Source organism: Kitasatospora terrestris (assembly GCF_039542905.1).
Lineage (GTDB): Bacteria > Actinomycetota > Actinomycetes > Streptomycetales > Streptomycetaceae > Kitasatospora > Kitasatospora terrestris.
Genome location: NZ_BAABIS010000001.1, coordinates 954,327 through 979,747, shown reverse-complemented (window position 1 = coordinate 979,747; position 25,421 = coordinate 954,327). Strand labels below are relative to the sequence as shown.

23 protein-coding genes and 1 pseudogene are annotated in these 25,421 nt (G+C 73.5%); 12 read left to right on the top strand and 12 right to left on the bottom strand.

Translation table 11 applies throughout. The features are described 5' to 3' along the window. Nucleotides 1-12: 12 nt before the first annotated feature. From ABEB06_RS04775 to ABEB06_RS04755, 5 genes are all read right to left on the bottom strand, one after another. Nucleotides 13-1,032: a hypothetical protein gene (locus ABEB06_RS04775; RefSeq protein ID WP_345695516.1), complete on the bottom strand. Its 1,020-nt coding sequence runs from the start codon at nucleotides 1,030-1,032 to the stop codon at nucleotides 13-15. Nucleotides 1,033-1,178: 146 nt separating this feature from the next. Beyond that, nucleotides 1,179-2,225, bottom strand: a complete 1,047-nt coding sequence (locus ABEB06_RS04770; protein WP_345695515.1) for a LacI family DNA-binding transcriptional regulator — start codon at nucleotides 2,223-2,225, stop codon at nucleotides 1,179-1,181. A 148-nt stretch (nucleotides 2,226-2,373) separates the two neighbouring features. Further along, entirely contained in the window at nucleotides 2,374-3,384 is a 1,011-nt protein-coding gene (locus tag ABEB06_RS04765; RefSeq protein WP_345695514.1) for an ABC transporter permease, read from the bottom strand. Continuing rightward, a complete protein-coding gene (locus tag ABEB06_RS04760) occupies nucleotides 3,381-4,901 on the bottom strand; it encodes a sugar ABC transporter ATP-binding protein (protein WP_345701736.1) in 1,521 nt (506 codons plus the stop codon). The genes ABEB06_RS04765 and ABEB06_RS04760 overlap by 4 nt, the downstream gene beginning before the upstream one ends. 204 nt (nucleotides 4,902-5,105) lie before the next feature. Continuing rightward, nucleotides 5,106-6,149, bottom strand: a complete 1,044-nt coding sequence (locus ABEB06_RS04755) for a substrate-binding domain-containing protein (protein ID WP_345695513.1) — start codon at nucleotides 6,147-6,149, stop codon at nucleotides 5,106-5,108. Nucleotides 6,150-6,545: 396 nt separating this feature from the next. On the opposite strand from ABEB06_RS04755, the gene ABEB06_RS04750 reads away from it, so the two are divergent. The 4 genes from ABEB06_RS04750 to ABEB06_RS04735 all read left to right on the top strand — a co-directional run bounded on the left by ABEB06_RS04750 (nucleotide 6,546) and on the right by ABEB06_RS04735 (nucleotide 11,605). Further along, the gene (locus ABEB06_RS04750) at nucleotides 6,546-7,505 is read left to right on the top strand and encodes a carbohydrate ABC transporter permease (RefSeq protein ID WP_345695512.1); all 960 of its coding nucleotides are present in this window, start codon (nucleotides 6,546-6,548) and stop codon (nucleotides 7,503-7,505) included. Beyond that, nucleotides 7,502-8,383 carry a carbohydrate ABC transporter permease gene (locus ABEB06_RS04745; RefSeq protein ID WP_345695511.1) on the top strand — a complete coding sequence of 294 codons (882 nt, stop codon included), beginning with the start codon at nucleotides 7,502-7,504 and terminating at the stop codon, nucleotides 8,381-8,383. The genes ABEB06_RS04750 and ABEB06_RS04745 overlap by 4 nt, the downstream gene beginning before the upstream one ends. A 56-nt stretch (nucleotides 8,384-8,439) precedes the next feature. Beyond that, entirely contained in the window at nucleotides 8,440-9,780 is a 1,341-nt protein-coding gene (locus ABEB06_RS04740; RefSeq protein WP_345695510.1) for an ABC transporter substrate-binding protein, read from the top strand. A 73-nt stretch (nucleotides 9,781-9,853) separates the two neighbouring features. Next, nucleotides 9,854-11,605: a glycoside hydrolase family 35 protein gene (locus tag ABEB06_RS04735; RefSeq protein WP_345695509.1), complete on the top strand. Its 1,752-nt coding sequence runs from the start codon at nucleotides 9,854-9,856 to the stop codon at nucleotides 11,603-11,605. Between the two features lie 47 nt (nucleotides 11,606-11,652). Here the strand turns inward: ABEB06_RS04735 and ABEB06_RS04730 are convergent, their stop codons facing one another. The 3 genes from ABEB06_RS04730 to ABEB06_RS04720 all read right to left on the bottom strand — a co-directional run bounded on the left by ABEB06_RS04730 (nucleotide 11,653) and on the right by ABEB06_RS04720 (nucleotide 14,225). After that, nucleotides 11,653-12,795 (bottom strand): phage baseplate protein, encoded by a 1,143-nt coding sequence (locus tag ABEB06_RS04730; RefSeq protein ID WP_345695508.1) that lies wholly within the window; start codon nucleotides 12,793-12,795, stop codon nucleotides 11,653-11,655. 36 nt (nucleotides 12,796-12,831) lie between these two features. Further along, nucleotides 12,832-13,467 (bottom strand): histidine phosphatase family protein, encoded by a 636-nt coding sequence (locus tag ABEB06_RS04725; RefSeq protein WP_345695507.1) that lies wholly within the window; start codon nucleotides 13,465-13,467, stop codon nucleotides 12,832-12,834. A gap of 158 nt (nucleotides 13,468-13,625) precedes the next feature. Further along, nucleotides 13,626-14,225 (bottom strand): hypothetical protein, encoded by a 600-nt coding sequence (locus ABEB06_RS04720; protein ID WP_345695506.1) that lies wholly within the window; start codon nucleotides 14,223-14,225, stop codon nucleotides 13,626-13,628. A 99-nt stretch (nucleotides 14,226-14,324) separates the two neighbouring features. On the opposite strand from ABEB06_RS04720, the gene ABEB06_RS04715 reads away from it, so the two are divergent. Both ABEB06_RS04715 and ABEB06_RS04710 read left to right on the top strand, forming a co-directional pair. Further along, on the top strand, nucleotides 14,325-14,942 hold the full coding sequence (locus ABEB06_RS04715) for an MBL fold metallo-hydrolase (protein ID WP_345695505.1): 618 nt from the start codon (nucleotides 14,325-14,327) through the stop codon (nucleotides 14,940-14,942). A gap of 74 nt (nucleotides 14,943-15,016) precedes the next feature. Beyond that, complete coding sequence (locus tag ABEB06_RS04710; protein ID WP_345695504.1) at nucleotides 15,017-16,447, top strand: serine hydrolase domain-containing protein; 1,431 nt, start codon at nucleotides 15,017-15,019, stop codon at nucleotides 16,445-16,447. Nucleotides 16,448-16,627: 180 nt separating this feature from the next. Here the strand turns inward: ABEB06_RS04710 and ABEB06_RS04705 are convergent, their stop codons facing one another. Then, entirely contained in the window at nucleotides 16,628-17,275 is a 648-nt protein-coding gene (locus ABEB06_RS04705) for a DUF4232 domain-containing protein (RefSeq protein ID WP_345695503.1), read from the bottom strand. 455 nt (nucleotides 17,276-17,730) lie between these two features. Here ABEB06_RS04705 and ABEB06_RS04700 point away from each other — a divergent pair, with 455 nt between their 5' ends. From ABEB06_RS04700 to ABEB06_RS39265, 4 genes and pseudogenes are all read left to right on the top strand, one after another. After that, a complete protein-coding gene (locus tag ABEB06_RS04700) occupies nucleotides 17,731-17,976 on the top strand; it encodes an amphi-Trp domain-containing protein (RefSeq protein WP_345695502.1) in 246 nt (81 codons plus the stop codon). Between the two features lie 27 nt (nucleotides 17,977-18,003). Further along, complete coding sequence (locus ABEB06_RS04695) at nucleotides 18,004-18,522, top strand: DUF6328 family protein (RefSeq protein WP_345695501.1); 519 nt, start codon at nucleotides 18,004-18,006, stop codon at nucleotides 18,520-18,522. Between the two features lie 33 nt (nucleotides 18,523-18,555). Next, nucleotides 18,556-18,927, top strand: a complete 372-nt coding sequence (locus ABEB06_RS04690; RefSeq protein WP_345695500.1) for a low affinity iron permease family protein — start codon at nucleotides 18,556-18,558, stop codon at nucleotides 18,925-18,927. Between the two features lie 82 nt (nucleotides 18,928-19,009). Continuing rightward, nucleotides 19,010-19,447 (top strand): annotated as a pseudogene (locus ABEB06_RS39265) (serine hydrolase); the annotation flags it as partial. A gap of 23 nt (nucleotides 19,448-19,470) precedes the next feature. Here the strand turns inward: ABEB06_RS39265 and ABEB06_RS04685 are convergent. From ABEB06_RS04685 to ABEB06_RS04675, 3 genes are all read right to left on the bottom strand, one after another. Continuing rightward, nucleotides 19,471-20,313, bottom strand: coding sequence for an alpha/beta fold hydrolase (locus ABEB06_RS04685; protein WP_345695499.1), 843 nt, complete (start codon nucleotides 20,311-20,313; stop codon nucleotides 19,471-19,473). Nucleotides 20,314-20,473: 160 nt separating this feature from the next. Beyond that, nucleotides 20,474-21,712: a PP2C family protein-serine/threonine phosphatase gene (locus ABEB06_RS04680; RefSeq protein ID WP_345695498.1), complete on the bottom strand. Its 1,239-nt coding sequence runs from the start codon at nucleotides 21,710-21,712 to the stop codon at nucleotides 20,474-20,476. A gap of 353 nt (nucleotides 21,713-22,065) precedes the next feature. Next, nucleotides 22,066-22,236, bottom strand: coding sequence for a hypothetical protein (locus ABEB06_RS04675; RefSeq protein ID WP_345695497.1), 171 nt, complete (start codon nucleotides 22,234-22,236; stop codon nucleotides 22,066-22,068). A 527-nt stretch (nucleotides 22,237-22,763) separates the two neighbouring features. Here ABEB06_RS04675 and ABEB06_RS04670 point away from each other — a divergent pair. Further along, nucleotides 22,764-24,344, top strand: coding sequence for a M4 family metallopeptidase (locus ABEB06_RS04670; protein ID WP_345695496.1), 1,581 nt, complete (start codon nucleotides 22,764-22,766; stop codon nucleotides 24,342-24,344). A gap of 103 nt (nucleotides 24,345-24,447) precedes the next feature. Further along, complete coding sequence (locus ABEB06_RS04665) at nucleotides 24,448-25,329, top strand: S1 family peptidase (protein WP_345695495.1); 882 nt, start codon at nucleotides 24,448-24,450, stop codon at nucleotides 25,327-25,329. The last annotated feature ends 92 nt before the right edge of the window (nucleotides 25,330-25,421 follow it).

Genomic DNA, 25,421 nt, shown 5'->3' with positions numbered 1-25,421 from the left:
CCGCCCGCGCCCTCAGGTGCGGAAACCCGCGTGCACGTGGTCGCGGTGGGTCCGGTCCGTGAAGAACTGATTGGCCGCCGCGCCGCCGGACAGCTGTCGGGGCCCGCCCACGTTGTACGAGCCCGCCGCGGCGGCGGCCCGCATGAAACCGTCGACCAGGTCGACCGGCGTCGCCGGATCCACCACCGCCCGGCCGTCGATCTGCCAGGTGTCGAAGGCCCGGCCCACCGGATGGTCGCTGGGCCGGTCGGTCCCGAACACGTCCAGCGGATGCCCCGAGCGGACCACGCTCACCTGGAAGGCGTACGGACCGGCGAGCGCCAGCATCGCCTGCAGCACGCTGTCGTGCACCGCGCCGCTGCGCACGTCCGCGACGGCCGCCGGGGGCAGCACGATCCGGGGCTGGGCGAGGACCCGGGTGGCCGGGTCCGGGAGCTGCGCCGCGGCCGGCCCCGGTTCGGCAGGATGCAGAGCGGTCACGTCCCAGCGCGGGCTCGCGGCGCTCAGCCGGACATCCACCGTCGTCCCGCCGGCCGTCACGGTGGAGCCGGTGGCCGACCACTGCCGACAGACCACCAGCACACTCGCCGAATCCGACAGGATGCCGCCGTACTGCGCGTAGACCACCCCCACCACCGCCTCCGCCGCGGCGGGCAGCAGCGGCCCGGCCTGGTCGGCGAGCCCCGGCGGCAACCCGAGCGCGGCCACCCGCCCCCGGGCCGCCTCCAACCCCTGGCCACCCGGCCCCCACGTACCGAGCGCCTCCACCACCTCGACCGCCCGCAGCTTCACCTCCGGCTCGACCTCGCCGGGCCCGGGACGCCACGCGACGGCCTGCGGCAGTGAGGCGGAGGCCTGCGAGGCCGGAGCGGACGCGCTCGCGGTCGACGCGGCCGAGGAGGCCGGGGACGACGAGGGGGCGGGCGAGGCCGGGGGCGAGCTCGCGGCGGGAGAGCCGCCGCCGGAGCATCCGCAGGCGGCGCCGAGCGCCAGGCCGAGCCCGCCGACCAGGAACGCCCGCCGCCTCACCATTGGCGCGGGACCGTGCACGCCTCCCACTATGCGCCCGGCGCCGCGACCGCCCCGGACCGACGCGCCCACGCCGGCCGGACCGGTTCGACGGACGGGAACGTCAGCAGCCGTGACGGCCCGGACGTCCGGCGCCGCGGCCGTTCGGATCAGCGTGCTGTCGGGGCCGGGGCGGTGGAGGCGCGGAGGACCAGTTCCGGGGTGACGGCGACGGAGGCGGTCGGGGACTCGCCGGGGGACTCGATCTGGCGGAGGAGTTGGGCGACGCACTCGCGGCCCACCTCCTCGAAGTCCTGCCGGACGGTGGTCAGCGGGGGCAGGTAGTACGCGGACTCCGGCAGGTCGTCGAAGCCCACCACGCTGACGTCCTCCGGCACCCGCCGCCCCGCCTCGTGCAGCGCCCGGACCAGGCCCAGCGCCAGGTGGTCGTTGGCGGCGAACACCGCGGTCACGTCCGGCCGGGCGGCCAGCTCGCGGCCGATCCCGTAGCCCGAGGCCGCCGTCCAGTCGCCGAAGCGCAGGGGTGGCACGGGCGCGCCCGCGGCCTTGAGCGCGGCGTGCCAGGCGGCGGCGCGGCGGCGGGCCGCGTAGGAGTCCTGCGGACCGCCCAGGTGCCAGACGGTGCGGTGGCCGAGGTCGAGCAGGTGGCGGGTGGCGGCGGCCGCGCCCGCGGCCTGGTCGGTGTCGACGGAGGGGAACCGGCGCTCCGGGTCGCCGTCGGCGACGACCACCGGGACGCCGGAGGAGACGTTGAAGCCGGGCCGGTCGAGGATCTGCGCCTCGATGACCACCAGCCCGTCCACGGCCTGCTCGGTGAGCTGCCGGACGGCCTGCTGCACGGCCTCCTCGGTCTGGTCCTCCACGCAGACGACGTTCAGCGAGTAGCCGGCGCGCTGCGCGGCGCGGGAGATCGCGGCGAGGGTGCGGGCGTTGCCCTGCGCGGTGACGTCGAAGGTGACCACGCCGAGCACCTGGAACCGGCCCAGGGTGAGCGCACGGGCCGCGCTGTTGCGCTGGTAGCCGAGGATCCGCATGGCGGAGAGCACCCGGTCGCGGGTCTCGGGTTCGACGTTGCTGCGGTTGTTGGCGACGCGGGAGACGGTCTGCGAGGACACCCCGGCGAGCGCGGCGACGTCCGCCTGCGAGGGCGGCCGGTTCCGGCCCCTGGCGGCGGCGGGCCCTTCCGTCTTCTCCATGCCGGTCCTTCCCGTGATGTCTGCGTGAACATGGTACTGGCCGGAAGCAGCCGGACGCCGCCGCCCTTCCCGTGTGGGGACGGGAAGGACGGCGGCAGCGGCGGGCGGGGCCGACCCTCACGGCCCTCCGCCGGTCACGGGGGCCGGGTCAGGCGGGGAGACCGATGGCGCGTTCGCCGGTGCGGCGTTGCTGGACGACGACGGCGAGGACCAGCAGGGTGCCTTGGGCGACGTTCTGCCAGAAGGAGTTGATGCCTTGGACGGTGAGGCCGTTCTCGAGGGCGCCGAGGAGGGCGACGGCGAGCAGGGTGCCGCCGATGCCGCCCTTGCCGCCCTTGAGGGCGCAGCCGCCGAGGGCGGCGGCGGTGATGGCTTTGAGTTCGAGTCCTTCGCTGCCGGAGGTGGGTTGGCCGGAGCCGGTGCGGGCGGTGAGGAGGATGCCGGCGACGGCGGCGACGGTGCCGATGAGGGCGTAGACGGCGATGAGGTATTTGTTGATGTTGATGCCGGCGAGGCGGGCGGCGGTGTCGTTGCCGCCGATGGCGTAGAGGTTGCGGCCGAGGTCGGTGTGCTTGAGCAGGACGTGGACGGCGAGGGCTGCCGCGATCAGGATCCAGACCATGACGGGCAGGCCGGCGATCTTGCCGCGGCCGAGGAAGACGAAGACGGGGTCGTTGAGGACGTAGCCCTGGGCGCGGCCGTCGGAGAGGAGTTGGGCGAGGCCCTTGTAGGCGGCGAGGCCGGCGAGGGTGGCGATGGTGGGGTTGACCCGGCCGTAGACGATGACGGCGCCGTTGAGCAGGCCGATCAGCAGGCCCACGGCGATGGCGGCGGCCGTGCCGGCGAAGGCGTTGGAGCCGGCGGTGGTGAAGGCCATGGCGGAGACGACGGAGGCGACGCCCGCCTGGGAGCCGACGGAGATGTCGAGGCCGCCGCAGATGATGACGACGGTCTGGACGACGGCGAGCAGGCCGGTGATGGTGGCGGCCTCGGCGATGACCTGGAGGTTGGTCAGGCTGAGGTAGTTCTCGTTGAGGACCCCGAAGACGGTCAGCACCAGGACGAGGGCGCCGGTCAGGCTGAGGTTCTGCCCGTTGATCCGGGAGGCGAGGGCGGGCCGGGGGCGCGGTGCGGTCGCCGGGGTGGCAGTGGTGGTCATCGGGTGGCTCCTGTGGTGGTGGCGGCGAGGTCGTCGGCCATGGCGAGGGCGAGGATGGCCTCTTCGGTGGCGTCGCGGCGGTCGAGTTCGCCGGTGATGCGGCCGTTCTGCATCACCACGACGCGGTCGGCGAGGCCGAGGACCTCGGGGAGTTCGGAGGAGATCACCAGGACGGCGACGCCTTGTTCGGCGAGGTCGGCGATGATCCGGTAGATCTCGGCCTTCGCGCCGACGTCGATGCCGCGGGTCGGCTCGTCCAAAATGAGGACCTTGGGCCTGCGGGCCAGCCAGCGGGCGAGGACCACCTTCTGCTGGTTGCCGCCGGAGAGCTTGCCGACCTCGTGCTCGATCGAGGGGGTGCGCACCCGGAGGCGGTCCGCGTACTCCTGGGCGAGCTGCTTCTCCGCGCCGCGGCGCACGAACCGGAAGCGGCGCAGGCGTTCCAGCACGGCGATGGAGGTGTTGTCGCGGATCGAGCGCTGCAGGAACAGGGCCTGCGCCTTGCGCTCCTCCGGGGCGAGGCCGAGCCCGGCGCGGATGACGGCACCGGGACGGCCGAAGGGCAGCGGGCGGCCGTCCAGGGTGGCGGTGCCGGAGCGGACGGGCAGGTCGCCGGCCAGGGCGAGGGCGAGTTCGGAGCGTCCGGCGCCGATCAGTCCGGCGAGCCCGACCACCTCGCCCGCGTGCACGGTGAGGTCGATGTCGCGGACGTGGTCGGTGGTGAGCCCGCGGACGGCCAGCACCGGGCGGTCGGTGGCCACCCGGCTGCGCGAGAACATGGCGGACAGGTCGCGGCCGACCATCAGCCGGACCAGCTGGCCCTCGTCGGTGGTGGCGGCGTCCTGGACGCCGGCGAGTTCGCCGTCGCGCAGCACGGCGATCCGGTCGGCGAGCTGGAAGATCTCCTGCATCCGGTGCGAGACGTAGATGACCGCCACCCCGGCCTCGCGCAGTCGGCCGATCAGGGCGAACAGCGCGTCCACCTCGTGCTCGGAGAGCGAGGAGGTCGGCTCGTCGAAGGCGATCACCTTGGCCTCGCCGGTCAGCGCCCGCAGGATCTCCACCAACTGCCGCTGCGCGGGCGTCAGCTGGGAGCCCAGCAGGTCCGGGTCGAGGACTCCGGCGAAGCCGAGCCGCTCCAGGTCGGCGGTGATCCGGCGGCGCAGCTCGGCGCGGTCCAGGCGGCGTCCGGCCCGGCGGGGGAGGGCGCCGGCGTAGACGTTCTCGGCGACCGAGACGTGCGGGATGATCTCGGGCTCCTGCGGGATGATCCGCACCCCGGCTGCCCGGGCGTCGGCGGGCGAGGTGAACTCGACGCGGCGGCCGTCCAGTTCGAGGTGGCCGTCGGTGGGGCGGTGGTCGCCGGTGAGGATCTTCAGCAGGGTGGACTTGCCGGCGCCGTTCTCGCCCATCAGCGCGGTGACCTGCCCGCCGGGGAAGTCCAGGGTCACCCCGCCGAGCGCCCGGACGGCACCGAAGGTCTTGGTCACCGCCACCACCCGGGCGGCGGCGGGCACCCCGGGCGGTGGGGAGGGGGTCTGCGTACTGGTCAAGGGGATCACCTCGGAGCGGCGGAGGGTCTGGTCGGACGGGTGGTGCCGCCCCGCCCGGACGCGGGGGCGGTGGTCCGGGCGGGACGGCGGCTGGGCCGGCCCCGGCTGGGGCGGCGGGGCCGGCGGTCGGTGGGTGCGGGGGCGGTGGGGCCGACCGGGTCGGGGGGCTCAGCTGCAGCTGACGCCGGCGTCCTTCCAGGTGGCGGCGTCGACCATCCGGGTGGGGGCGAAGGCCTCGGCGGGGAAGTCCTTGCCGTTCTTCAGGCGGTCGACCATGGTCTGGACGGCGAGCGCGCCGACGTCCTTGCCGTTGATGAACAGCGCGGCCTTCATCCCGGACGGCTTGCCGCCGTTCCAGTCCTTGCAGGCCAGGTACGCGCCCAGGCCCACCCCGATCACGTCCTCGGCCTTGAACCCGGCGTTGGCCAGCGCGGTCACCCCGCCCTGCACGTTCTCGTCGTTGCAGCCCCACACCACCCAGTGCTTGACCCCGGGGTTGGCGGTGACGGTGGCGGCGATCCTGTCCTGGGCGCCGGTCGGGGTGTTGTCGGTGGCGACGTCGATGTTCGGCACGCCGCTCGCCGCCGCGCCGAAGGCGCCCTTCGCGGCCTTCACCCGGTCGCCGCAGACCGTGACGTCCTGCTTCCAGGCCGAGATGGTGCGGGTCTCGGCCGGGTTCCAGCCGGCCTTCCTGAACTCCTCGGCGGCGCGCTTGCCGACCTCGCCGCCCATCTGCTCACCCGAGAAGCCGATCCGGGGCACCAGGTTCTCCTTGCCGCAGGCGGACGGGTCCGGGCCGTTGGCGCAGATCTGGTCGTCGGAGGTCAGCAGTGCGACCTTGGCGTCCTTGGCGGCCTGCACGACCTGCGGGCCGACCGCCGGGTCCGGCACCACGACGATCAGGCCGTTGGACTTCTGCGCGATCGCGGACTGCACCTCGCTGACCGTCTTGTTGGCGTCGTTGCCGAGGTTGACCACCTTCAGCTCCACCCCCAGCTCGGCGGCCTTCGCCTTCGCGCCGGCCGCCTCACCGACGAAGTACTCCTGGTCGCCCTGCTTCTGCAGGTAGGTGATCGAGATCCGGCCGGTGACCGGGGCGGCCTGGTCGCCACCGCCGGTGGACTGCTGCCCGGTCGAGCAGGCGGCGGTCGCACCGAGGGCGAGCAGCAGACCGGCGGCCGTGACAGCGCGGCTGGCGGAGGTACGGGGCATGGGGGACTCCTTCACACCGGCACGGCGGGACGTGCCACCGCGGCAGGGAGGGGACAAGGGGGAGAGGCCACCTGGGCCGGGGGCTGGGCCGGAACCGGAAGCCCAACAAGACTCAACATCACTCAACGTGATGCAACAATGAGACGCAATGGCGCAGGTCGGAGTCAAGCCGGTCGCCCCGCCGATACGTGGTCGTAACCTTTGCCGCCGGAGTCGAAAATCCGTCCGCAGGTCCGAGTTGCCCGTCTGACCAGCAGTGATGTCTCCGTTCTTGCGGTGGACGCCGGTCACGAAGTCGCATCGCGGTGCTACGACCGCTTGACGCCCCCGCTCCGCCAGGTCAACACTTCACGCCAACGCCATGTTGGCGCAAACATCCGCCGAAGGGCCTCACCCGTGAGCACGTCGCGCACCCCCCTCGCGCCCAGTCCGAAACCGCCGCCCGCCCGGCGCCGCCCGGCCGGCCCGGCCAGACCGACCAGCCGCCTCGGCCACGGGGCGTACGGCTACGCGTTCTTCGCGCCCTTCCTGGCGGTCTTCGTGATCGGCGTGGTCGCACCGCTCGGCTACGCCGCCTACCTGAGCTTCTTCCAGGACCGGCTGATCGGCGGGACGGTGTTCGTCGGACTCGACAACTACCGCCGGGCCCTGGGCGACGAGCTCTTCCGGGCCGGCCTGTGGCGGGTGCTGCTCTTCCTGCTGGTCCAGGTCCCGGTGATGCTCGGCCTGGCCCTGCTCGCCGCCCTCGCCGTGGACAGCGGGCGGCTGCGCCGGGCCGGACTGTTCAGGATCGGCATCTTCGTCCCGTACGCCGTCCCCGCCGTGGTGGCCTCCCTGATGTGGGGCTACCTCTACGGCGACCGCTTCGGCCTGGCCGGGCAGCTCGGTGACCTGCTCGGCATCGACGTGCCCGACCTGCTGAGCGCGAACTGGATGCTCGCCTCCATCGGCAACGTGGTCACCTGGGAGTACGTCGGCTACAACATGCTGATCCTCTACGCCGCGCTGCGCACCGTCCCCGAGGAGCTCTACGAGGCGGCCGAGATGGACGGCGCCGGCGAGTTCCGCAAGGCCTGGTCGATCAAGCTCCCGGCCGTGCGGCCGGCGTTGGCGCTGGCCACGGTGTTCTCGATCATCGGCACCTTCCAGCTCTTCAACGAGCCGAACGTCATGCAGACGCTCGCCCCCGGCGTGATCTCCACCAGCTACACGCCCAACATGTACGCCTACAACCTGGCGTTCAACGGACAGCAGTTCAACTACTCGGCCGCGGTCGCGGTGGTCCTCGGCGGCGTGACCGCGGTGGTCGCCTACGCGGTGCAGGTCCGGTCGATGCGCAAGGAGCAGGGCCGATGAGCCGCCGTACCACCCCCGCCCGCCGCCGCCCGAGCACCGCGCTCACCCTGGCCATGGGCCTGATGCTGCTGTACGCGCTGCTCCCGCTGGTCTGGCTGTTCATGTCCAGCACCAAGGACACCGCTTCGCTGATGAACAGTTTCGGCCTGTGGTTCGGCGACGGCTTCCACCTGTTCGGCAACATCCGGGACGTCCTGACCTACGACGACGGCATCTACCTGCGCTGGTTCGGCAACACCCTGCTGTACGCGGTGGTCGGCGCCGGCGGCGCGGCGTTCGTCTCCACCGCCGCCGGGTACGGCCTCGCCAAGTACCGCTTCCGCGGCCGCACCGCGCTCTCCGCCCTGGTGCTCGGCGCGATCGCCATCCCCGGCACCGCGCTGGCCGTCCCCACCTACCTGCTGTTCAGCAAGGCCGGGATCGTCGACACCCCGTGGGCCGTCCTGCTGCCCTCGCTGGTCAGCCCGTTCGGCGTCTACCTGATGCGGGTCTACGCCGCCGAGGCGGTGCCCGACACGGTGCTGGAGGCCGCCAGGATCGACGGCTCCGGAGAGCTGCGGACCTTCTTCACCATCTCCCTGCGGATGCTGGCACCCGGGTTCGTCACCGTGCTGCTGTTCGCCCTGGTCGCCACCTGGAACAACTACTTCCTGCCGCTGATCGTGCTGAGCGACCCGCAGTGGTTCCCGCTCACCGTCGGCCTCAACCAGTGGAACGCCCTGGCCACCGGCGCGGCCGGCAGCGGCGTCACCACCGTCAACTTCTACCCCCTGGTCGTCACTGGCAGCCTGCTGGCGATCGTCCCGCTGGTGGTCGCCTTCCTCTTCCTCCAGCGCTTCTGGCAGTCCGGCCTGGCCGCGGGCAGCGTCAAGGAATGACCCCGGCCGCCGGCCGTCCGTCCGGCCCAACCCTCCACCACAGCAAGGAAACCGCCATGATCCCTGTCCGCCCCCGCCGCAGACTCCTCGCGCTGGTCCCGGCGGCCGCGCTGGCCCTCGGCCTCACCGCGTGCGGCTCCTCCGGCCCCTCCCCGGCCGCCTCCACCGATCCGGCCGCCGCGCTGGACACCCCCACCACCCTGACCTTCTGGACCTGGGCACCCGGCCTCGACAAGACCGTCGCGCTGTTCGAGCAGAAGTACCCCAAGATCAAGGTCAACATCGTCAACGCCGGCCAGTCCGCGACCGAGTACACCAAGCTGCAGACCGCCATCAAGGCCGGCACCGGCGGCCCCGACGTCGCCCAGATCGAGTACTTCGCGCTGCCCGAGTTCGCCCTCTCCAAGCGGCTGGTCAACCTGAAGGACTTCGGCGCCGCCGCGCTGGAGCCGAAGTTCACCGCCTCCGCCTGGTCGCAGGTCGCCGTCGCCGACGGCGTCTGGGCCGTCCCGCAGGACACCGGCCCGATGGCGATGTTCTACAACAAGAAGCTCTTCGACGAGCTGAAGCTCGAACCCCCGAAGACCTGGGCCGAGTTCGAGCAGGTCGCGGTCAAGATCAAGGAGTCCGACCCGAAGCGCTTCATCACCTCCATCGACCCCGGCGACGCCGGCGGCCTGGACAGCCTCATGTGGCAGGCCGGCAGCCGCCCCTTCCAGCAGAAGGACGCCACCACCGTCGCCGTGAACCTGCAGGACCCGGGCGCGAAGAAGACCGCCGACCTGTGGACCTCCCTGCTCTCCCGCAAGCTCGTCGACCCCGCCCCCGGCTGGACCAACGAGTGGTGGCAGGGCATGGGCAGCGGCCGGTACGCGATGTGGCTGACCGGTGCCTGGGCGCCCGGCAACATCGCCTCCACCATCCCCGACACCGCCAAGGACTGGCGCGCCGCCCCGATGCCGCAGTGGACCGCCGGCGACAACGTCTCCGCGGAGAACGGCGGTTCGGCCGTCGCCGTGCCGTCCACCAGCAAGAACAAGGCGGCCGCCGCCGCGTTCGCGATCTGGCTCAACTCCGACCCGCAGGCCGTCCGCTCGCTCAACGAGAACGGCCTCTTCCCCGCCACCACCGAGCTGCTCAAGGACCCGGCCTTCCTCGACAAGCCGCTCACCTCGCTCGGCGGCCAGCCCGCCAACCAGGTCTTCGCCGCCTCCTCGGCCGCCGTCGGCAAGGGCTGGCAGTACCTGCCCTACCAGGTCTACGCCAACTCGGTCTTCAAGGACACCGTCGGCCAGGCCCTCGGCGCCGGCACCGACGTCAACGCCGGCCTGACCGCCTGGCAGAAGCGCATCACCGACTACGGCACCCAGCAGGGCTTCAAGGTCACCACCCCGTGACCCGCAGGCCGGCGCCCGCTCCCACCGGACGGGCGCCGGCCCCGCCTCCCACACCCCCAGGAGCAGCACCACCATGCCCGTACTCGCGATCGACGGCGACGACTTCACCCTCGACGGCGAACCCTTCCGGATCATCTCCGGGGGCCTGCACTACTTCCGCGTCCACCCCGACCAGTGGGCCGACCGGCTCCGCAAGGCCCGGCTGATGGGCCTCAACACCGTCGAGACGTACGTGCCGTGGAACCTCCACCAGCCCAGGCCCGACGTCTTCCGGCTCGACGCCGGACTCGACCTGCCCGCCTTCCTCGACCTCGCCGCCGCCGAGGGCCTGCACGTCCTGCTCCGCCCCGGCCCGTACATCTGCGCCGAATGGGAGGGCGGCGGCCTGCCGTCCTGGCTGCTCACCGACCCCGACATCCGCCTGCGCAGCCAGCACCCCGCCTACCTCAGCGCCGTCGAGGGCTACTTCGAGCAGCTCCTGCCGCCGCTGCTCGACCGCCTCGCCACCCGCGGCGGACCGGTGATCGCCGTCCAGGTGGAGAACGAGTTCGGCGCGTACAGCGACGAGTGGGCGCACCTCCACCACCTCGCCGAGCTGCTGCGCCGCCACGGCGTCGACGTCCCGCTGTTCACCTGCGACCAGCCCGCCGACCTGGCCCGCGGCAGCCTGCCCGGCGTCCTCGCCACCGCCAACTTCGGCAGCCGCGCCCGCCAGGGCCTCGCCGCCCTGCGCGCGCACCAGCCGGACGGGCCGCTGATGTGCACCGAGTTCTGGATCGGCTGGTTCGACCGCTGGGGCGGCCACCACGTCGTCCGCGAACCGGCAGCGGCCGCACAGGAGTTGGACGAGCTGCTGGCCACCGGCGCCTCGGTCAACCTGTACATGTTCCACGGCGGCACCAGCTTCGGCTTCACCAACGGCGCCAACGACAAGCACACCTACCGGCCCACCGTCGGCTCCTACGACTACGACGCCCCGCTCGACGAGGCCGGCGACCCGACGGCCAAGTACCACGCCTTCCGCGAGGTGATCGCCAAGTACGCGCCGGTGCCGGAGGAGCCGGTGCCGCAGCCCTCACCGAAGCTCGGCGGCATCACGGTGCCGCTGATCGAGAGCGCGCCGCTGTTCGGCAACCTGCCGGTGCTCGGCACCCCCGTGCCCTCCGAACGCCCGCTCGCCATGGAGCAGTTGCAGCAGGACTTCGGGTACGTGCTGTACAAGGCGATCCTGCCCGGCGCCGGGCCGGCGGTCCTCGAACTGGAGGACGTCCGCGACCGGGCCCAGGTCTTCGTCGACGGGCAGCCGGTCGGCGTCCTCGAACGCGAACGGCACGAGCGGGCCCTCGCGTTCACCGTGCCGCGGGCCGGCAGCGTGCTGCGCGTCCTGGTCGAGAACCAGGGCCGGGTCAACTACGGGCAGGGGCTGCACGACCGCAAGGGCCTGCTCGGCCGGGTGCTGGTCAACGGCGTCGAGCTGACCGGGTGGACCAACCTGCCGCTCACCCTGCGCACCCTCGACGAGCTCGGCTTCGGCGCGGGCGAGGGGCCGGTCGTCGGCCCCGCCTTCCACCGCGGCACCTTCGAGGTCGCCGAGCCCGCCGACACCTTCGTCCACCTGCCGGGCTGGACCAAGGGCAACGTCTGGGTCAACGGCTTCCACCTCGGCCGCCACTGGTCGCGCGGCCCGCAGCGTTCGCTCCACCTCCCCGGCCCCGTCCTGCGCCCGGGGTCGAACGAGATCACCGTCCTGGAACTCCACGCCACCGGCCCCGCCCGCACCGTCGAACTCCGCGACCGCCCCGACCTCGGACCGACCGAGGAGTAGCCGGACCGGCCGCGCCCCTCCGCGCGAGGGGCGCGGCCGTCAGCGGGTCAGACCTTGTAGTACAGGTCGAACTGGCGGGTGCTGCCCGCGTTGTTGGTGATGCCGAAGCACAGGCGGGGCGCGCCGGCGCCGGTGTAGATCGCCATGCCCTCCGGCTCGCGGGGGTCGGCGGCGGCGTCGGCCTCGGAGTGGGTGGACTTGACGTATCCGGTCGCGGGCAGGTTGCCCGTCCCGTTGAGGTCGAACGAGGTGGTGTGGATCGCGTACTTGTCGACGCCGGTGAGCGTCGCCGAGGGGGTGCTGACGCGCGGGTCGCCGTCGAGCATGTAGACGTACTGGCCGTACGAGGTGAACCCCTGGAACGTCGCCGGGGCGGTCGGGTCGGGGGTGCCGTCCGCCTTGTACTTGTACAGCGGGGGCTGCTGGATCCGGGCCAGTGGCGCGGGGAGGGTCTCGGTGCCGGCGGTCGCCACGGTGGCGGCCAGGTCGTAGGCCGCGAACCAGTGCGCCGAGCCCAGCGCGTAGCGGATCACCAGGAGGTTGTGGTCCACGTCCACGGACGGCGTCATCGAGGTCGCCGCCGGGTCCGGGGAGCCGAAGCGCCGGACGGCCGGGTGGCTGGTCCACAGCACGCCCTGGTCGGTGAACGGGAAGCGGACGACCTCCTGGCCGTAGCCGCTCTTCCCCGCCCCGGCCTCGGTCCAGACCTGCGCCGGGGCGCTGCCGTTCGCCGGCTCGATGCCGAGCGAGACGCCGTGGCCGAAGCCCAGCAGGTACATGAAGCCGGTGACCGCGCCGGTGGCCAGGTCGTGCCGGGTCAGGCACAGGTCGCCGGACTCGGCGTGGTCGTCGCCGCCGATCGCCTGGGTGACCGCGACCTGGCTCCCCGACCGAAGGTAGGCGACCTGGCTCATGCCCGCGATCTGCAGGGTGTAGAGGTGCTTGTTGACCGAGTCGAAGGCGATGCCCTGCAGGGTGGTGGAGGAGTCCTGGTTGCCGACGCCGGCCAGCCAGCGGGTCGAGCCGTTCGAGACGTCGATCAGGGCCGTTCCGGTCGGGACGTTCGCCGGGTCGGTGCCGGCCGCCTCGGCGACGGTGCCGGCACCGGGCAGCGCGAGGGCGGCGACGGTGCCGGCGGCGAGGCCGGTGCCGCCGCGTATCAGGTTCCGGCGGGTCAGGTTCGATGTCATGATCGCGACTTTACCGGCCGGACGTGCACCGACGACTCACAGGTGCAGCTCCGGCGGGAAGCCGGTCCACCGCAGGTCGTCGGGCAGGTGGCGCATGTCGTTGAGGAGCGCGACCGTCGTCGGGCGGCCCGGCGCGTAGCGCAGCACGGTCAGCGCGGCGTTGGCGTGGTCGAGGCCGAGCCAGCGCCACGGCGGCGCGTCCAGGGCGTGCCGCACCAGCCAGCCGATCAGGAAGTTGTGCGTCACCACCAGCTCGTGACGGTCCGTGCCGCCCGGCACCGGGCCGGTGAAGCGGGCGACCGCCTCGCGGGCCAGCTCCGGCCCGCGCTCGCGCTCCTCCTCCGTGGCCGAGGAGAGGAAGCGCAGCAGGTGGTCGGCGCAGTCCGGCGGCAGCTCGTCCCGCACCGGGACGTGCGGCACGTAGTCGCCGGCGCACTCCTCGGCCCGCACCTCGACGCCGGTGAGCTGCCCGGCGATCAGTTCGGCGGTCTGCGTCGCGCGGGGGAGCGGCCCGTGGTGCAGCACCCGGATCGGACGGCCCGCCAGTCGGCGGCCCAGCAGCTCGGCCTGGCGCCGGCCGCGCTCCGACAGGCCGCTCTCGTCCGGCAGCGCCTCGCCGTGGCGGACCAGGTACAGGTGTCGGGTGGCGCTCGCGGCGGTGTTCACGGTCATGGCGGCGGGGTCCTCCAGGTGGCTCGGGTCCGGGTACGTCCTGGCTGGACGCCGGGCCGGGGGCCGCGGTTCCCGTTCCCCGGCTGCTGGTTCGGGCCACCCGGTGCGCCTCGGCCGCGCGGAGTCGGCGCCGGCCGCCTCGCCCTCTGACGCCGCGTTCAGCCCGGGCGGTTGGTGACGGTGCGGCCGTGGTGGGCCAGCAGCGCCCGGTGGACGCTCGCCAGGGTGCCCAGGTGCTCGGTGAGGGTGTGCAGGGCGGCCGCGACCAGCTCGGGGTTGCCGGGGTCCAGGCGCAGGTCGACCAGGTCGGTGGCCACGTCGAGTGCCGCCTCCGCGCCGACCGCGTGGGCCTCCAGCTCGACATCCTCCTCGCGCGGGTCCGTCCACGGGACGCGGCCGGCAGCCCGGTCGCCGGCGGGTCCGGCGTCCTCGTCGGTGTGGATCAGGCGGGTGAAGCGGCTCCTGGTGAACGTCATCTCCACCCGCGCAGCACGCCAGTTGTCCTCCGGCAGCGGCCAGCCGTGCGGCATCACCGCCCCCGCCCGGCGGGCCGAGCCGACGGCGTCCGGCCCCATGCAGTTAACCACGTTGTAGGTCGAGCTGGTCATCGCGCGCTGCAGGTGCGCGGAGAGCGCGGCCAGCCGCCTGCCCTCGTCGCGGTGCTCGATCTCGGCGGGCACGGCCAACCCCAGCGCGGCGTGCGCCGCACGCAGCTGGGCCTCGTCCGGCAGGAAGTCCTCGTACACGCGGTCAAGCATGCCGCACGACCGTCCGCGAGCCGCGGCGGGACACCGTCGGCGGCACCGGACGCGGCCGCCCGCTCCCGCCGGTGGTGCGCGCGGGGATAGGTTGGCCGCATGCGTCTGACCAAGTACGGCCACGCCTGCGTCCGCATCCAGGACGGCGACCGGGTGCTCGTCATCGACCCCGGCGTCTTCTCCGGCCCCGAGGCCCTGGCCGGTGCCACCGCCGTCCTGCTCACCCACGAGCACGCCGACCACGTCGACCTCGACCTGCTCGCCGCCGCCCGGGAGCTCGACCCCGCGCTCACCGTCCACACCCACCCCGCCCTCGCCGCCGCCCTCGGCGACGGCGCCACGGGCGTCGCGCCCGGCGAGAGCTTCACCGCCGCCGGATTCGGCGTCACCGCGGTCGGCGGCCGGCACGCCGAGATCATCGACGGCCTGCCGGGCTGCCCGAACATCGGCTTCGTCGTCGACGGCCTCTACCACCCCGGCGACTCGCTGTTCGTCCCCGAGCAGCCGGTCGACACCCTGCTGGTACCGGCCTCCGGTCCCTGGCTGAAGCTCGCCGAGGCGATCGGCCTCGTCCGCGCGCTGCGCCCGGCCCGGACGTTCCCGATCCACGACGCCAACCTCAGCGAGATCGGCGCGGCCAACTTCGACGGCTGGCTGGAGGAGGAGAAGGGGACCGCCTACGCCCGCATCCCGCTCGGCGAGTCGGTGGACCTGTAGGAGGCGGCCGCCCCGGGCTGCTGGGGGCGAATAGTCGGATGACCGTGGTCCGAGGGTCTGTTAGAACGTTCGGCATGCCTTCTCAGCGCACCCTGCTGCCGCGTTCGGCGCCGGCGGACACCGGGATGTCCTCCCGGGCGGTCGCCGCCTTGCTGGACCGTCTCGAAGAGCGGTCCGGCGAGTGCCACTCGATCATGGTCGTGCACCGGGGGCAGGTCGTCGCCGAAGGCTGGTGGGCTCCGTACTCCGCACAACGTCCGCACCTGCTCTACTCGTTGACCAAGTCGTTCACCTCGGTCGCGGTGGGCCTGGCGATCGCCGACGGGCTGCTCGCACTGGACGACCGGGTGGTGGACGTCCTGCCCGAGCACGTCCCGGCCGACGTCTCGGAGCAGGGCGGCCGCATCACCGTCCACCACCTGCTGTCCATGACCGCCGGGCATCCCGGGGACAGCCTCGCCGCGGCCTGGCACCTGGAACCCGACGACCTGGTGAAGGGCTTCCTGCGGCTGCCGTTCGCCGCCGCCGAGGGAACGCGGCACACCTACGACAACGCGACCACCTTCCTCCTGGCCCGGATGGTGGAACGGGTCACCGGCCGCGGCCTCCCGGAATTCCTCGATCAGCGGCTCTTCGAGCCGATGGGCGTCGACCACGCCGAATGGGACCGGGTGGGGAGCGGCGCCGCCTTCGGATTCCACGGACTGCACCTCAGGACCGAGGCCGTCGCCGCGTTCGGCGAACTGCTGCTCCGGGGCGGACGCCGGGGCGACCGGCAGCTCGTCCCCCGCGCGTGGGTGGAGCTCGCGACCGGGTGGCAGGTCGACTGCGCGCCGTACAAGGACGACGGCTCGCACGACGCCGACTTCTCCTGCGGCTACGGCTACCAGTTCTGGATGTCGCGTCACGGTTACCACGGCCACGGCGCGTTCGGGCAGCAGTGCGTGGTGGTCCCCTCGCACGACCTCGTGGTCGCGGTGACCGGACAGGGGGAGGCCCAGGAGGTGCTCGACGCCCTGTGGGACTGCCTGCTGCCGGGCGTCGGCCACCCGGGAAGCCCCGAGGACGACGCGGCACTCGCCGAGCGGCTGCGGCGGCTGTCCCTGTCGCCGGTGGCGGGCGCACCCGGCCCGCAGCGCCCGGTGGAGGCGCGCCTGGACGCCTCCGCCGAGGGCTCGGCGCTGCCCGGCGGAACCAGGGTCGTCGTCGAACCCCGCGACGGCGGATGGCTGATCCGGCTGGGCGCCCACCTCGCCGTCGACGCCGGGCACGGTGCATGGCGGGAGAGCTCCCCGCTGGGCCGGCCGGTCGTCTCGGCCGGGGCGTGGCAGGGCCGGCGGTTCGTCGCCGACCTCTACGTGATCACCACCCCGCACCGCGTCCGCCTGACCGTCGACGCCGACACGGGGACCGCGCGGGCGACGTGGAGCACGGTGCCCCTGACCGGCCCCGACCTGGACCTGCACCTGCGGTCACCGCTCATGACGCGCCCCGACGTCGGGTAGGCCGCCTCCCCCGGATCACGCCGGGCGGCTGCCGGAGCGCGCACGCCCCCAGCCTCCGGCCCGGGATACCCCCACGCGGGCTTCTCGTCGGCCGCCGGAGGCCGGGGGAGACGCCCGCCGATCCGACGTGGTCCGGAAGGGACGGCCCGGCGCTCCGGCCCCGGCGCGGGAGACCTGCTGTCACTGGCCGCCCTGGCCGGCGCTTCCCATCGGGCCGATCTTGACCGGGGAGCCGCCGCCCTCGGTGACGGGGAGCGAGCCGGCGCCCGGCCACGGCAGGGTGACCGGCTGGGTCTCGTCCGGCGGGGTCACCACCAGGCCGGTGATGCGGATGCCGGTGCCGCCCGAGGTGTTGGCCGGGTAGCTGATGCCGAAGTACGTCGACTTGCCGTTCGCCACCACGCCCGCGACGACCGGCTCGCCGGAGCGCTTCGCGGAGATCGTCCCCGCCGTGGTCTTCAGGTCGACGCCCGCGTACCCGGCGAGCGTGCAGTCCTTGCCGCTGTGGTTCTTCAGCTCGACGACGACGGTGTTCTCGGCGTCGCCGGTGATGGTGCGGTCCGCGGCGGTGACGGTCAGGTCCGTGGTCCGGCACCGGGCGGCCTTCCCGCTGCCGGTGGAGCCGGTCGGCGCGGCGGTGGACGACGCGCCGCCCTTGCCCGGGGCGCCCGAACCCTGACCGCCGCCGGTGGGGGAGGCCGTGGCGGACCCCGTCGGGGTGGCGATCGGGGCGCCCTGCGCGGTACCCGGCTCGTCGTCCTCGCAGGCGGTCAGCGAGAGGGCGGCTGCGACGGCCAGGGCGGCGAAGGCGAGCTTGCTGACGCGCATGGTGTGTTCCTCCGGGCGGGGCGGTGGTGTCGGGTGCTCGGTGCGAGCGGGTTTCCGAAGAGCAGGACCGCCCGCCCGGACGAACCGTTCCGTCCGGGCCGGTCCCAGGACAGTGCTGTGACATGACGGCGCGTCACCACGCTCGGAGCCTGCCGTCGCGCCGGGCTTCCGACCTGCCCCGACGCCCCCTCGGGCGGTCTTCGCGCACCGCCGACGCCGTCACCGACCGCCGGGACACACCCGTGACCCGGACGACCTTGACCGCGCATCCGCAGGGCCGACCGGTCCCCGCGCACCGCGAACGAGGCCCACCGCCGGCATCCCCGAGCGGCCCGTCCCGCCCGCCGGAGCGCTGCCCGACTTCACGGTCGCCCCGGCGCGGCCACCGTGCCGGGGGCCGCGTCCGGCGTAAGAATGGGAGCGACCTGCTGTGCCCGCCCACTCCGGAGGTACCGGTGAGCGATCTCGAGTTCGAGCAGAAGCGCACCCTCTCCCGCGCCGAGGCGGCCGACCAGTTGGAGGCGCTGGCGACCGCGATCCGTCGCGGCGGTCAGGCCGAGCTGGACCTCGGACCCGGAAAGCTGACGCTCCGGATCCCCGACGAGCTCCGCACCGAACTCGAGGTCGAGCTGAAGGACGGCGAGATCGAGCTGGAGATCGAGATGTCCTGGCGCACGGGCCGGCCCGGCGAGGAAGACTGACGCACCGACCCGAGCAGGAGCCGTCGCATGTCACCACCCGCCGATCGTCCGTCCGACGGCCGGGACGAGACCCCCGAGGAACGCGCCGACCGCCTGTGGGGCGAGATGCTCCAGGAGGTCCGCGTGTGCCAGACCGGCGCCCAGATCCTCTTCGGCTTCCTGCTCAGCGTGGTCTTCACCCCCCGCTACCGCACGCTGCCCGCGTTCGACCAGCACCTCTACGTGGCCACCGTCTTCCTCGGCGCCCTCGCCACCGGCACCCTGATCGCCCCGGTCGCGTTCCACCGCTTCCTGGTCGGCCACGGCATGAAACCGGAGCTCATCCGCGTCGCCGGCCGGCTGATCTCCACCGGGCTGGTCCTGCTGGCCCTGACCATCACCGCCGCGCTGCTGCTCCTGCTGCGCACCGCCACCGACCTGTCGCCGGCGGCGTGGGTGCTGTCCGGGGTGGCGCTCGCCTGGTTCGCGGTGGGCTGGCTGGTGCTGCCCCGGTACGTCCTGCGGCGGGGCGCCCGGGCGGAGGGGCGGAGCAGCACGAAGGAGTGACCGCACCGACCGGACGGAGAAGGGCAGGACCGCATGACGTTCCAGCATCCGGCGCGCAGGCACGGGGACGGCAGGCGCGGCCGGTTCGAGGAACTCGCCGAACTGGCGTCGAACTTCACCAGCTCGCCGGTCTTCGCGGTGCTCTGCCTCGCCCTGGTCGGCCTGTTCGTGGGCGTCCACGCGGCCGGTCTGTCGACCGAGTGGCAGGTCCTCGTGGGCGACACGATGGCCGCCGTCACGCTGCTGCTGCTCGCCCTGCTGAAGAACGCCGAGCGGCGCGCCGAGCACGCCATCCAGCGCAAGCTCGACGCGATCGCGCGCGCCCTGCTCGAACAGCAGGAGGGCGAGATCGGCCAGGCCCACGAGGACCTCAAGGCGGCCGTGAACATCGAGGAACGTCTCTAGGACGGCGATCGCCGTCCGCCGTCGGAGTGTCAGCGCGGGTGTCCTGCGCGGGATCCGTGGGCGTCGGTGCCCATGGTGGGGCATGACCCGCCACAGGGTCGCACTGCTCTGCGCCGCCGCCGTCCTGCTGTCCTGCACCCCGCTGCTCACGGGGACCGAGCCAGCCGGTGCCGCCGCCGTGCGCCCCGGACAGGACTGCGTCTCCTCCCCCACCCCGGACGGGAGTCCGGCCCGGGAGCTGCTCGACGTCGTGGAGAAGGACAGGCAGGAGCTGAAACTGCGAGCGGTCGTCGCCCGGGTGACCCGGGACGGCCGCGAGGTGTGGACGGGCGCGGTCGGGCCGTCGATGACCGACGTGCCGGCCCGCCCGGACATGCGCTTCCGCGCGGGCAACGTGGGCATCGCCTTCATGGGCACGGTCCTGCTGCAACTGGTCGACGAGGGGCGCGTCGGCCTCGACGACCCGCTCGCGCGCTGGATGCCGGAGGAGCGAGCTCCGCCCGAAGGGCCGATGGAGGCAGCACGACTGCTGCCCGCCGGCCGCTACCCCAGCGCGAGCATCGCCTCGGCGACCTCGCGGGCCGCCGCCCGGGGGAGCGCGGTGGCGGCCTCCTCCAGGACCAGCAGCCGGGCCCCGGGGATCTCGCGCGCGATCGCCTCGCCGTTGCCGACCGGGAAGAACCGGTCACGGCGGCCGTGCACGACGAGCGCGGGGACGGCGATCCCGGGCAGCCGCTCGCGCCAGCGGGGCGCGCAGTCGAGCCGGGAGAACACCGTGCGCAGCTGGTTGGCGGTCTGGACCGCGGCGGTGGTGCCGGGCGTGCGGTCCCAGACGCGCCCGGCGAGTGCGCGGGCGGCGTCGGGGTCGTCGCCGAGGATCTCCGCGCCGGCGGCGGCGAACTCCGCGACCGCCCCGCGGTCGGACCAGTCGGGCACCGGGCGGGCGGACAGCCGGCCCATCGTCGCCGGGTCGTGGCCGGGAAGGTCGTCGTCGGGCGGTCCGGGCGCGACCGGACGGGTGCCGACCACGATGAGCGCCGAGAACGCGCCCGGACGGTCCAGTACGGCCACCTGGGCGACCATGCCACCGACGCCGATACCGGCGAGGTGCGCCGGGCCCCCGCCGAGTGCGTCGGCGAGGGCCGCCGCGTCGGCGGCGAGGTCGCGCAGGGTGTAGGCGGGCGCCTCCGGATCGGCGGTCGTCGACTCCCCGCTGTCGCGCAGGTCGTAGCGCACCGCGCGGCGTCCCCCGGCGGCGAGGCGCTCGCACAGCTCGTCGGGCCAGGAGAGCATCGTCGTCCCGCCGGCGAGCAGGACGAGCGGCGCGTCCTCGTCGCCGAAGGACTCGATGCCGAGGGCGGTCCCCCGGACGTGGACGGTGGTCATCGGACCTCCACGGGAACGGTGCGGGTCGGGCGGGTCGAGGCCGGTGGGCCGGTCATGGGTGGTGTCACACCGGGTCTGACGGGATCCGCCGGCGAAACTCATCGCCCGCACGTGGAGCGACCGGTCACGACCGCGCGGTCGGCGCCGGGCGCGTCCGGCATCAGCGCCCGGGGTGCCACTCGGCGAGGAGGACGGTGGCGTCGTCGCGCAGTTGCTGGTCCTGGTGGAGGACGATCTGCTGGATGAGGCGGCGCAGGGCCTCCGGCGCGGGCAGGCCGTCGGCCATGGCGCGCACGACGGTGTCGGCGAGGCGGCCCTCGCCGAAGAGCTCGCCGGTGGCGGCGGCGCGGGCCTCTGTGACGCCGTCGGTGAACATCAGCACGCGGTCGCCGGGCTGGAGCTGGGCGGTGTGGACCTGCGGCGCGGGCAGGTCGGGGGCGTTCAGGCCGAGTGGCAGGTGCGGCGGGCGCAGCAGGGCGTCGGTCACGATGCGGCGGCCGCGGATCAGCAGGGGTGCCGGGTGGCCGCAGTTGATCCAGTCGAGTCGGCCGGTGGTGGTGTCGAGGTCGGCGACCAGGCAGGTCAGCAGGCGGTCGGGGATCCACTGGGCGAGGGTGCGGTCGATCCGGTCGGCGATGTCGGTGAGGCTTCCGCCGGCCCGGCGGGTGGAGCGGCAGGCGGCCAGCGCGACGGCGCTGCAGCCGCCGGAGGCGAGGTCGTGGCCCATGGCGTCCAGCAGGGTCAGGTGCAGGCGGGTGCCGGCCAGGCTGTGGTCGAAGGCGTCACCGCCGACCTCGTACGCGGGCTCCAGCAGGGCGGTGGAGGTCACCGACGCGGTGCCGATGGTGAGGGGCGGCACGAACGCCCACAGCAGCTCCGCCTGCAGCGTCATCGTCCGGCTGCGCACGGTCCGGGCGAGGACGTCGCTGTGGGTCCGCTTGGTCGCGATGATCATGGCGATGAGGGAGGCGAGGGCTTCACCGCGCCGCTGAAGGGGCGGGTCGAGCGCGGGTGCGGTCACGCGCAGCACGCCGAGGCGCCCGACGCCGTCGACCACCGGCAGCCAGCCCAGCGCGCCGGCCGGATCCGTGCCCGCCGGATCCCCGGGCGAGATCTGCGCCGTCTCGGTGCGGTACGCGCGCCCGGCGAGCGAGGCGTCCACGGGCAGTGTCTCCAGCTCCGCGTCCGCGCCTTCGGCGATCAGCTGCGCCTGCCCGGGGGTGGGCAGGGCGACCAGGTTGTGCTGCTGCACGTCGGCGACGTAGACCCGGGCCTCGGACAGTCCCAGGCGCCGGCCCGCGTCCTGCACCAGCGCGGGGATCTCGCGCGGTGCGAGGCGGTGGGAGGCGGCCAGCACGTCGGCCAGCACCTCACCGAGGTCGGAGTCCTCGACCGGCACGGGCCCGCCCTCCGCAGTCGTCCGCCGGTGGTCCCCGGCGGTCCTCCCATCATCGCGCCGGAGCGAGGACGGGTCGCGGTGGCGCGCTGCCGCCGCTGCCCGGGGACCACGGCGGTGCCGGACGTCGCTCCGCCGCTCGTCGGTGCCGGCCGCGCGCACCGCGGTCGAGCCGCCCGGAGCCGAAAGGCACCTTTCGGGCCGTGGCCGACCGCCGCGCGAATTCCGTGGGCATGGCCGACCCGGGTGGTAATGTCGAATTCGGCCGCCGGGCGGAACATGTTTTCGAGAATGGCGTTCGCTGCGGAACGGTGACGAAATGTCCCTTCTCCCGCGCTGCCTCCACGTGTTCTTCGTCAATCAACGACGTTGTCGGTGCCGTCGACGCAGCCGTGGTTGGCCGTCGCGCCGGCACCGGTCACGTAGTGCGGCTGGTTGCTGCCGGGACCGGCCTCCTCGAAGCCCGCGGTCGGATCACCACTGCTCGTGACGGAGCCGAGGACTTGACCGGAGAGACGGTGTGACACGGGGCGGGCCCTCGCGCGCTGAACGGATGCGGGCCTCGAACTGCTTCCGACGATCGGAGGGAACCCCGGCCGGGCCGCACCCCCGCTTGCGCTCCGGACATGCCGAAGAAGTAGGTGATCCATCACCTCGGAAGGCGAATGTCGAAGGCCGGCATTCGCCTCGAAGCCATGCCCGAATCCGTTCGGATCCGGGCCGGCCGAATGGCCGGACGGCTTTTACCGTCGGCGTTTCCGCGGGGCAAGCGGCATTCGTTGGCGGACCTCCGCCAAGGCCCTGGCGGGGCGATTTCGAGCCGTCTGGCGAGGTCTCGCCATTCGCTGGGAGAAGTCTTTTCATCGGATGCGATCCTTCGTCATGCTTCCGGCCACCCCGGCAATCCGGCGACCCGCCTCCCCAGCAAGGCGCGGCGCCGCCGATCGCACGGGGCGGTACGTCAGCGCCCGCTCCGCCCCCAGTCGGCGCCAACCCGGCGTCTCGGAGCGCGGCGCGACCGCGGACCCGCGGTTGACCACGGAAGGAACCGTACGTGAAGCGCAAGCTCGCTCTCGGAGCCGTTCTGTCCGCCTCGGCCCTGCTGGCCGGCGCCGTCCAGGCCGGCGCCGGACTCGCCCACGCGGCGCCGGCACCCACCGCCATGGCCCACGCCCTCGGTCTGTCCGGCCAGGAGCACCTGATCGTCAAGGACACCGTCGTCGACGCCGACGGCACCCGTCACCTCCGCTACGAGCGCACCTTCGCCGGACTCCCGGTCCTGGGAGGCGACCTGATCGTTCACCAGGACGCCGGGGGCGCCATCAGGTCGACCGACCGCGCCCACGCGGGTTCCGTCGCGCCGGCCTCCCTCAGCCCGAAGCTCACCGCCGCGCAGGCCGCCGCCCGGGCGTCCGCCGCCGTGCGGGCCACGGTCGGCGTGACCGAAGGCGACGAGCCCGCCCTCACCTCGGTCGACGGGACGGGCACCGCGCAGCTGGTGGTGTGGGCCGCCTCCGGTGCGCCGCGCCTGGCGTACCGGACCACAGTCGAGGGCATGCGCGCCGACGGCACCCCGAGCAGCCAACTGGTCGTCACCGACGCCGCCACCGGCGAGGTCCTGTCCGCCCACGAGCAGGTGCAGACCTCCAACGCGACCGGCAGCGGCAAGGGCGTGTTCGTCGGCAGCGTCACGCTGACCACCAACTGGACCGGCTCCACCTACGAGCTCAGGGACAACACCCGCGGCGGCCAGTACACCGTCTCGCTGAACAACAAGCAGGGCGGTCAGGGCACGCTCTACACCGACACCGACAACGTCTGGGGCAACGGCCTGGCCTCCAACGGGCAGTCCGCCGCCGTGGACGCCCAGTACGGCGCGGCCGCCACCTGGGACTTCTACAAGAACACCTTCGGCCGCAACGGCATCCGCAATGACGGAGTCGGCGCCTACAGCCGCGTCCACTACGGCCGCAACTACGTCAACGCCTTCTGGTCGGACTCCTGCTTCTGCATGACCTACGGCGACGGTGCCTCCAACACCCACCCGCTCACCGCCCTCGACGTCTCCGGCCACGAGATGAGCCACGGCGTCACCGCCAACACCGCGGGCCTGAACTACTCCGGTGAGTCCGGCGGCCTCAACGAGGCCACCAGCGACATCTTCGGCACCGGCGTCGAGTGGTACGCCAACCTCGCGGCCGACGCCCCCGACTACCTCATCGGCGAACTGATCGACATCAACGGCAACGGAACCCCGCTGCGCTACATGGACAAGCCGTCCAAGGACGGCCGTTCCGCCGACTCCTGGTCCTCCGGCGTCGGTTCGCTGGACGTCCACTACTCCTCCGGAGTCGCCAACCACTTCTTCTACCTCCTCTCGGAGGGCAGCGGCGCCAAGACGATCAACGGCGTCAGCTACAACTCGCCCACCTCCAACGGCTCCACCGTCACCGGCATCGGCCGCGACAAGGCCCTCCAGGTGTGGTACCGCGCGCTGTCGGTGTACATGACCTCCAGCACCGACTACGCGGGCGCCCGCACCGCCACGCTCAAGGCGGCAGCCGACCTCTACGGCGCCGGCTCCGCCGAGTCGGCGGCCGTCGCCGCGGCCTGGTCGGCCGTCAACGTCAACTGATCCCCGGCGCAAGCCCCCACCCACCGGTGGCCGCCCAGACACCCGACCGGGACGGCCGCCCGCCCGCAACCCATGGGCCACTCCCACTCCCAGGAGGAGAACTGTGAGGAACGAGCGAACCACCCCCGCCGAACCCACCTCCCGTCGCGGCACCCGGCTCCTCGCCGTCGCCGCCGTCCTCGCGGCCGCGACCGCCGCCGCCGTGCCGAGCGCGGGGGCGACCGCCCCGGCCCGGGACGCGGCCGCCCTGGCCAGGGTCGCCGATTCCGTCGCCCGCGCCGACGTCGGCGGCACGGCCTGGCACGTGGACCGGGCGACCGGACGCGTCGTCGTGGTCGCGGACAGCACCGTCACCCCGGCCGGGCTCGCCAGGATCAGCGCGTCCGCCGGACCGGACGCGGCCGCGATCAGGATCGAGCGGACCGCCGGCGTCTTCACCCCGCTGCTGGCCGCCGGAGACGCCGTCTACGGTGGCAGCTACCGCTGTTCGCTGGGCTTCAACGTGGTGAAGGGCGGCACCTACTACTTCCTCACCGCCGGGCACTGCGGCAACGTCGCCAACACCTGGTACACCAACTCCGGCCACACCACCCTGATCGGCGCCACCGTCGGTTCCAGCTTCCCGGGCAACGACTACGCCCTGGTCCGCTACGACAACACCTCGCTCAGCCACGCCGGCGGCTACACGGCCGCGAACGCGTACGTCGGTGAGTCGGTCAAGCGCACCGGCTCCACCAGCGGCACCCACGGCGGAACGGTCACCGCGCTGGACGTGTCCGTCCACTACTCCGGCGGCGGCACCGTGCGCGGGATGATCCAGACGAACGTCTGCGCCGAGCCGGGCGACTCCGGCGGGCCGCTCTACGACGGGAGCAAGGCGCTGGGGATCACCTCCGGCGGGAGCGGCGACTGCCGCACCGGCGGAACCACGTTCTTCCAGCCCGTCACGGAGGCGGCTGCCGCGTACGGGGTGGCGGTCTACTAGACCCGCCGGACGCACCCTGCCGGCGGCAGGCACGTGACACGGGGTCACCGGCCCCGTCCGCGGCCTGCCGCCGGCTGCGTCCGTGTCGGCCG

Bases quoted from the DNA above. Each gene is read 5' to 3' on its own strand.
- ABEB06_RS04775 (WP_345695516.1), bottom strand. From the start codon at position 1,032: ATGGTGAGGCGGCGGGCGTTCCTGGTCGGCGGGCTCGGCCTGGCGCTC.
- ABEB06_RS04770 (WP_345695515.1), bottom strand. From the start codon at position 2,225: ATGGAGAAGACGGAAGGGCCCGCCGCCGCCAGGGGCCGGAACCGGCCG.
- ABEB06_RS04765 (WP_345695514.1), bottom strand. From the start codon at position 3,384: ATGACCACCACTGCCACCCCGGCGACCGCACCGCGCCCCCGGCCCGCC.
- ABEB06_RS04755 (WP_345695513.1), bottom strand. From the start codon at position 6,149: ATGCCCCGTACCTCCGCCAGCCGCGCTGTCACGGCCGCCGGTCTGCTG.
- ABEB06_RS04745 (WP_345695511.1), top strand. From the start codon at position 7,502: ATGAGCCGCCGTACCACCCCCGCCCGCCGCCGCCCGAGCACCGCGCTC.
- ABEB06_RS04740 (WP_345695510.1), top strand. From the start codon at position 8,440: ATGATCCCTGTCCGCCCCCGCCGCAGACTCCTCGCGCTGGTCCCGGCG.
- ABEB06_RS04735 (WP_345695509.1), top strand. From the start codon at position 9,854: ATGCCCGTACTCGCGATCGACGGCGACGACTTCACCCTCGACGGCGAA.
- ABEB06_RS04730 (WP_345695508.1), bottom strand. From the start codon at position 12,795: ATGACATCGAACCTGACCCGCCGGAACCTGATACGCGGCGGCACCGGC.
- ABEB06_RS04725 (WP_345695507.1), bottom strand. From the start codon at position 13,467: ATGACCGTGAACACCGCCGCGAGCGCCACCCGACACCTGTACCTGGTC.
- ABEB06_RS04720 (WP_345695506.1), bottom strand. From the start codon at position 14,225: ATGCTTGACCGCGTGTACGAGGACTTCCTGCCGGACGAGGCCCAGCTG.
- ABEB06_RS04715 (WP_345695505.1), top strand. From the start codon at position 14,325: ATGCGTCTGACCAAGTACGGCCACGCCTGCGTCCGCATCCAGGACGGC.
- ABEB06_RS04710 (WP_345695504.1), top strand. From the start codon at position 15,017: ATGCCTTCTCAGCGCACCCTGCTGCCGCGTTCGGCGCCGGCGGACACC.
- ABEB06_RS04705 (WP_345695503.1), bottom strand. From the start codon at position 17,275: ATGCGCGTCAGCAAGCTCGCCTTCGCCGCCCTGGCCGTCGCAGCCGCC.
- ABEB06_RS04695 (WP_345695501.1), top strand. From the start codon at position 18,004: ATGTCACCACCCGCCGATCGTCCGTCCGACGGCCGGGACGAGACCCCC.
- ABEB06_RS04690 (WP_345695500.1), top strand. From the start codon at position 18,556: ATGACGTTCCAGCATCCGGCGCGCAGGCACGGGGACGGCAGGCGCGGC.
- ABEB06_RS04685 (WP_345695499.1), bottom strand. From the start codon at position 20,313: ATGACCACCGTCCACGTCCGGGGGACCGCCCTCGGCATCGAGTCCTTC.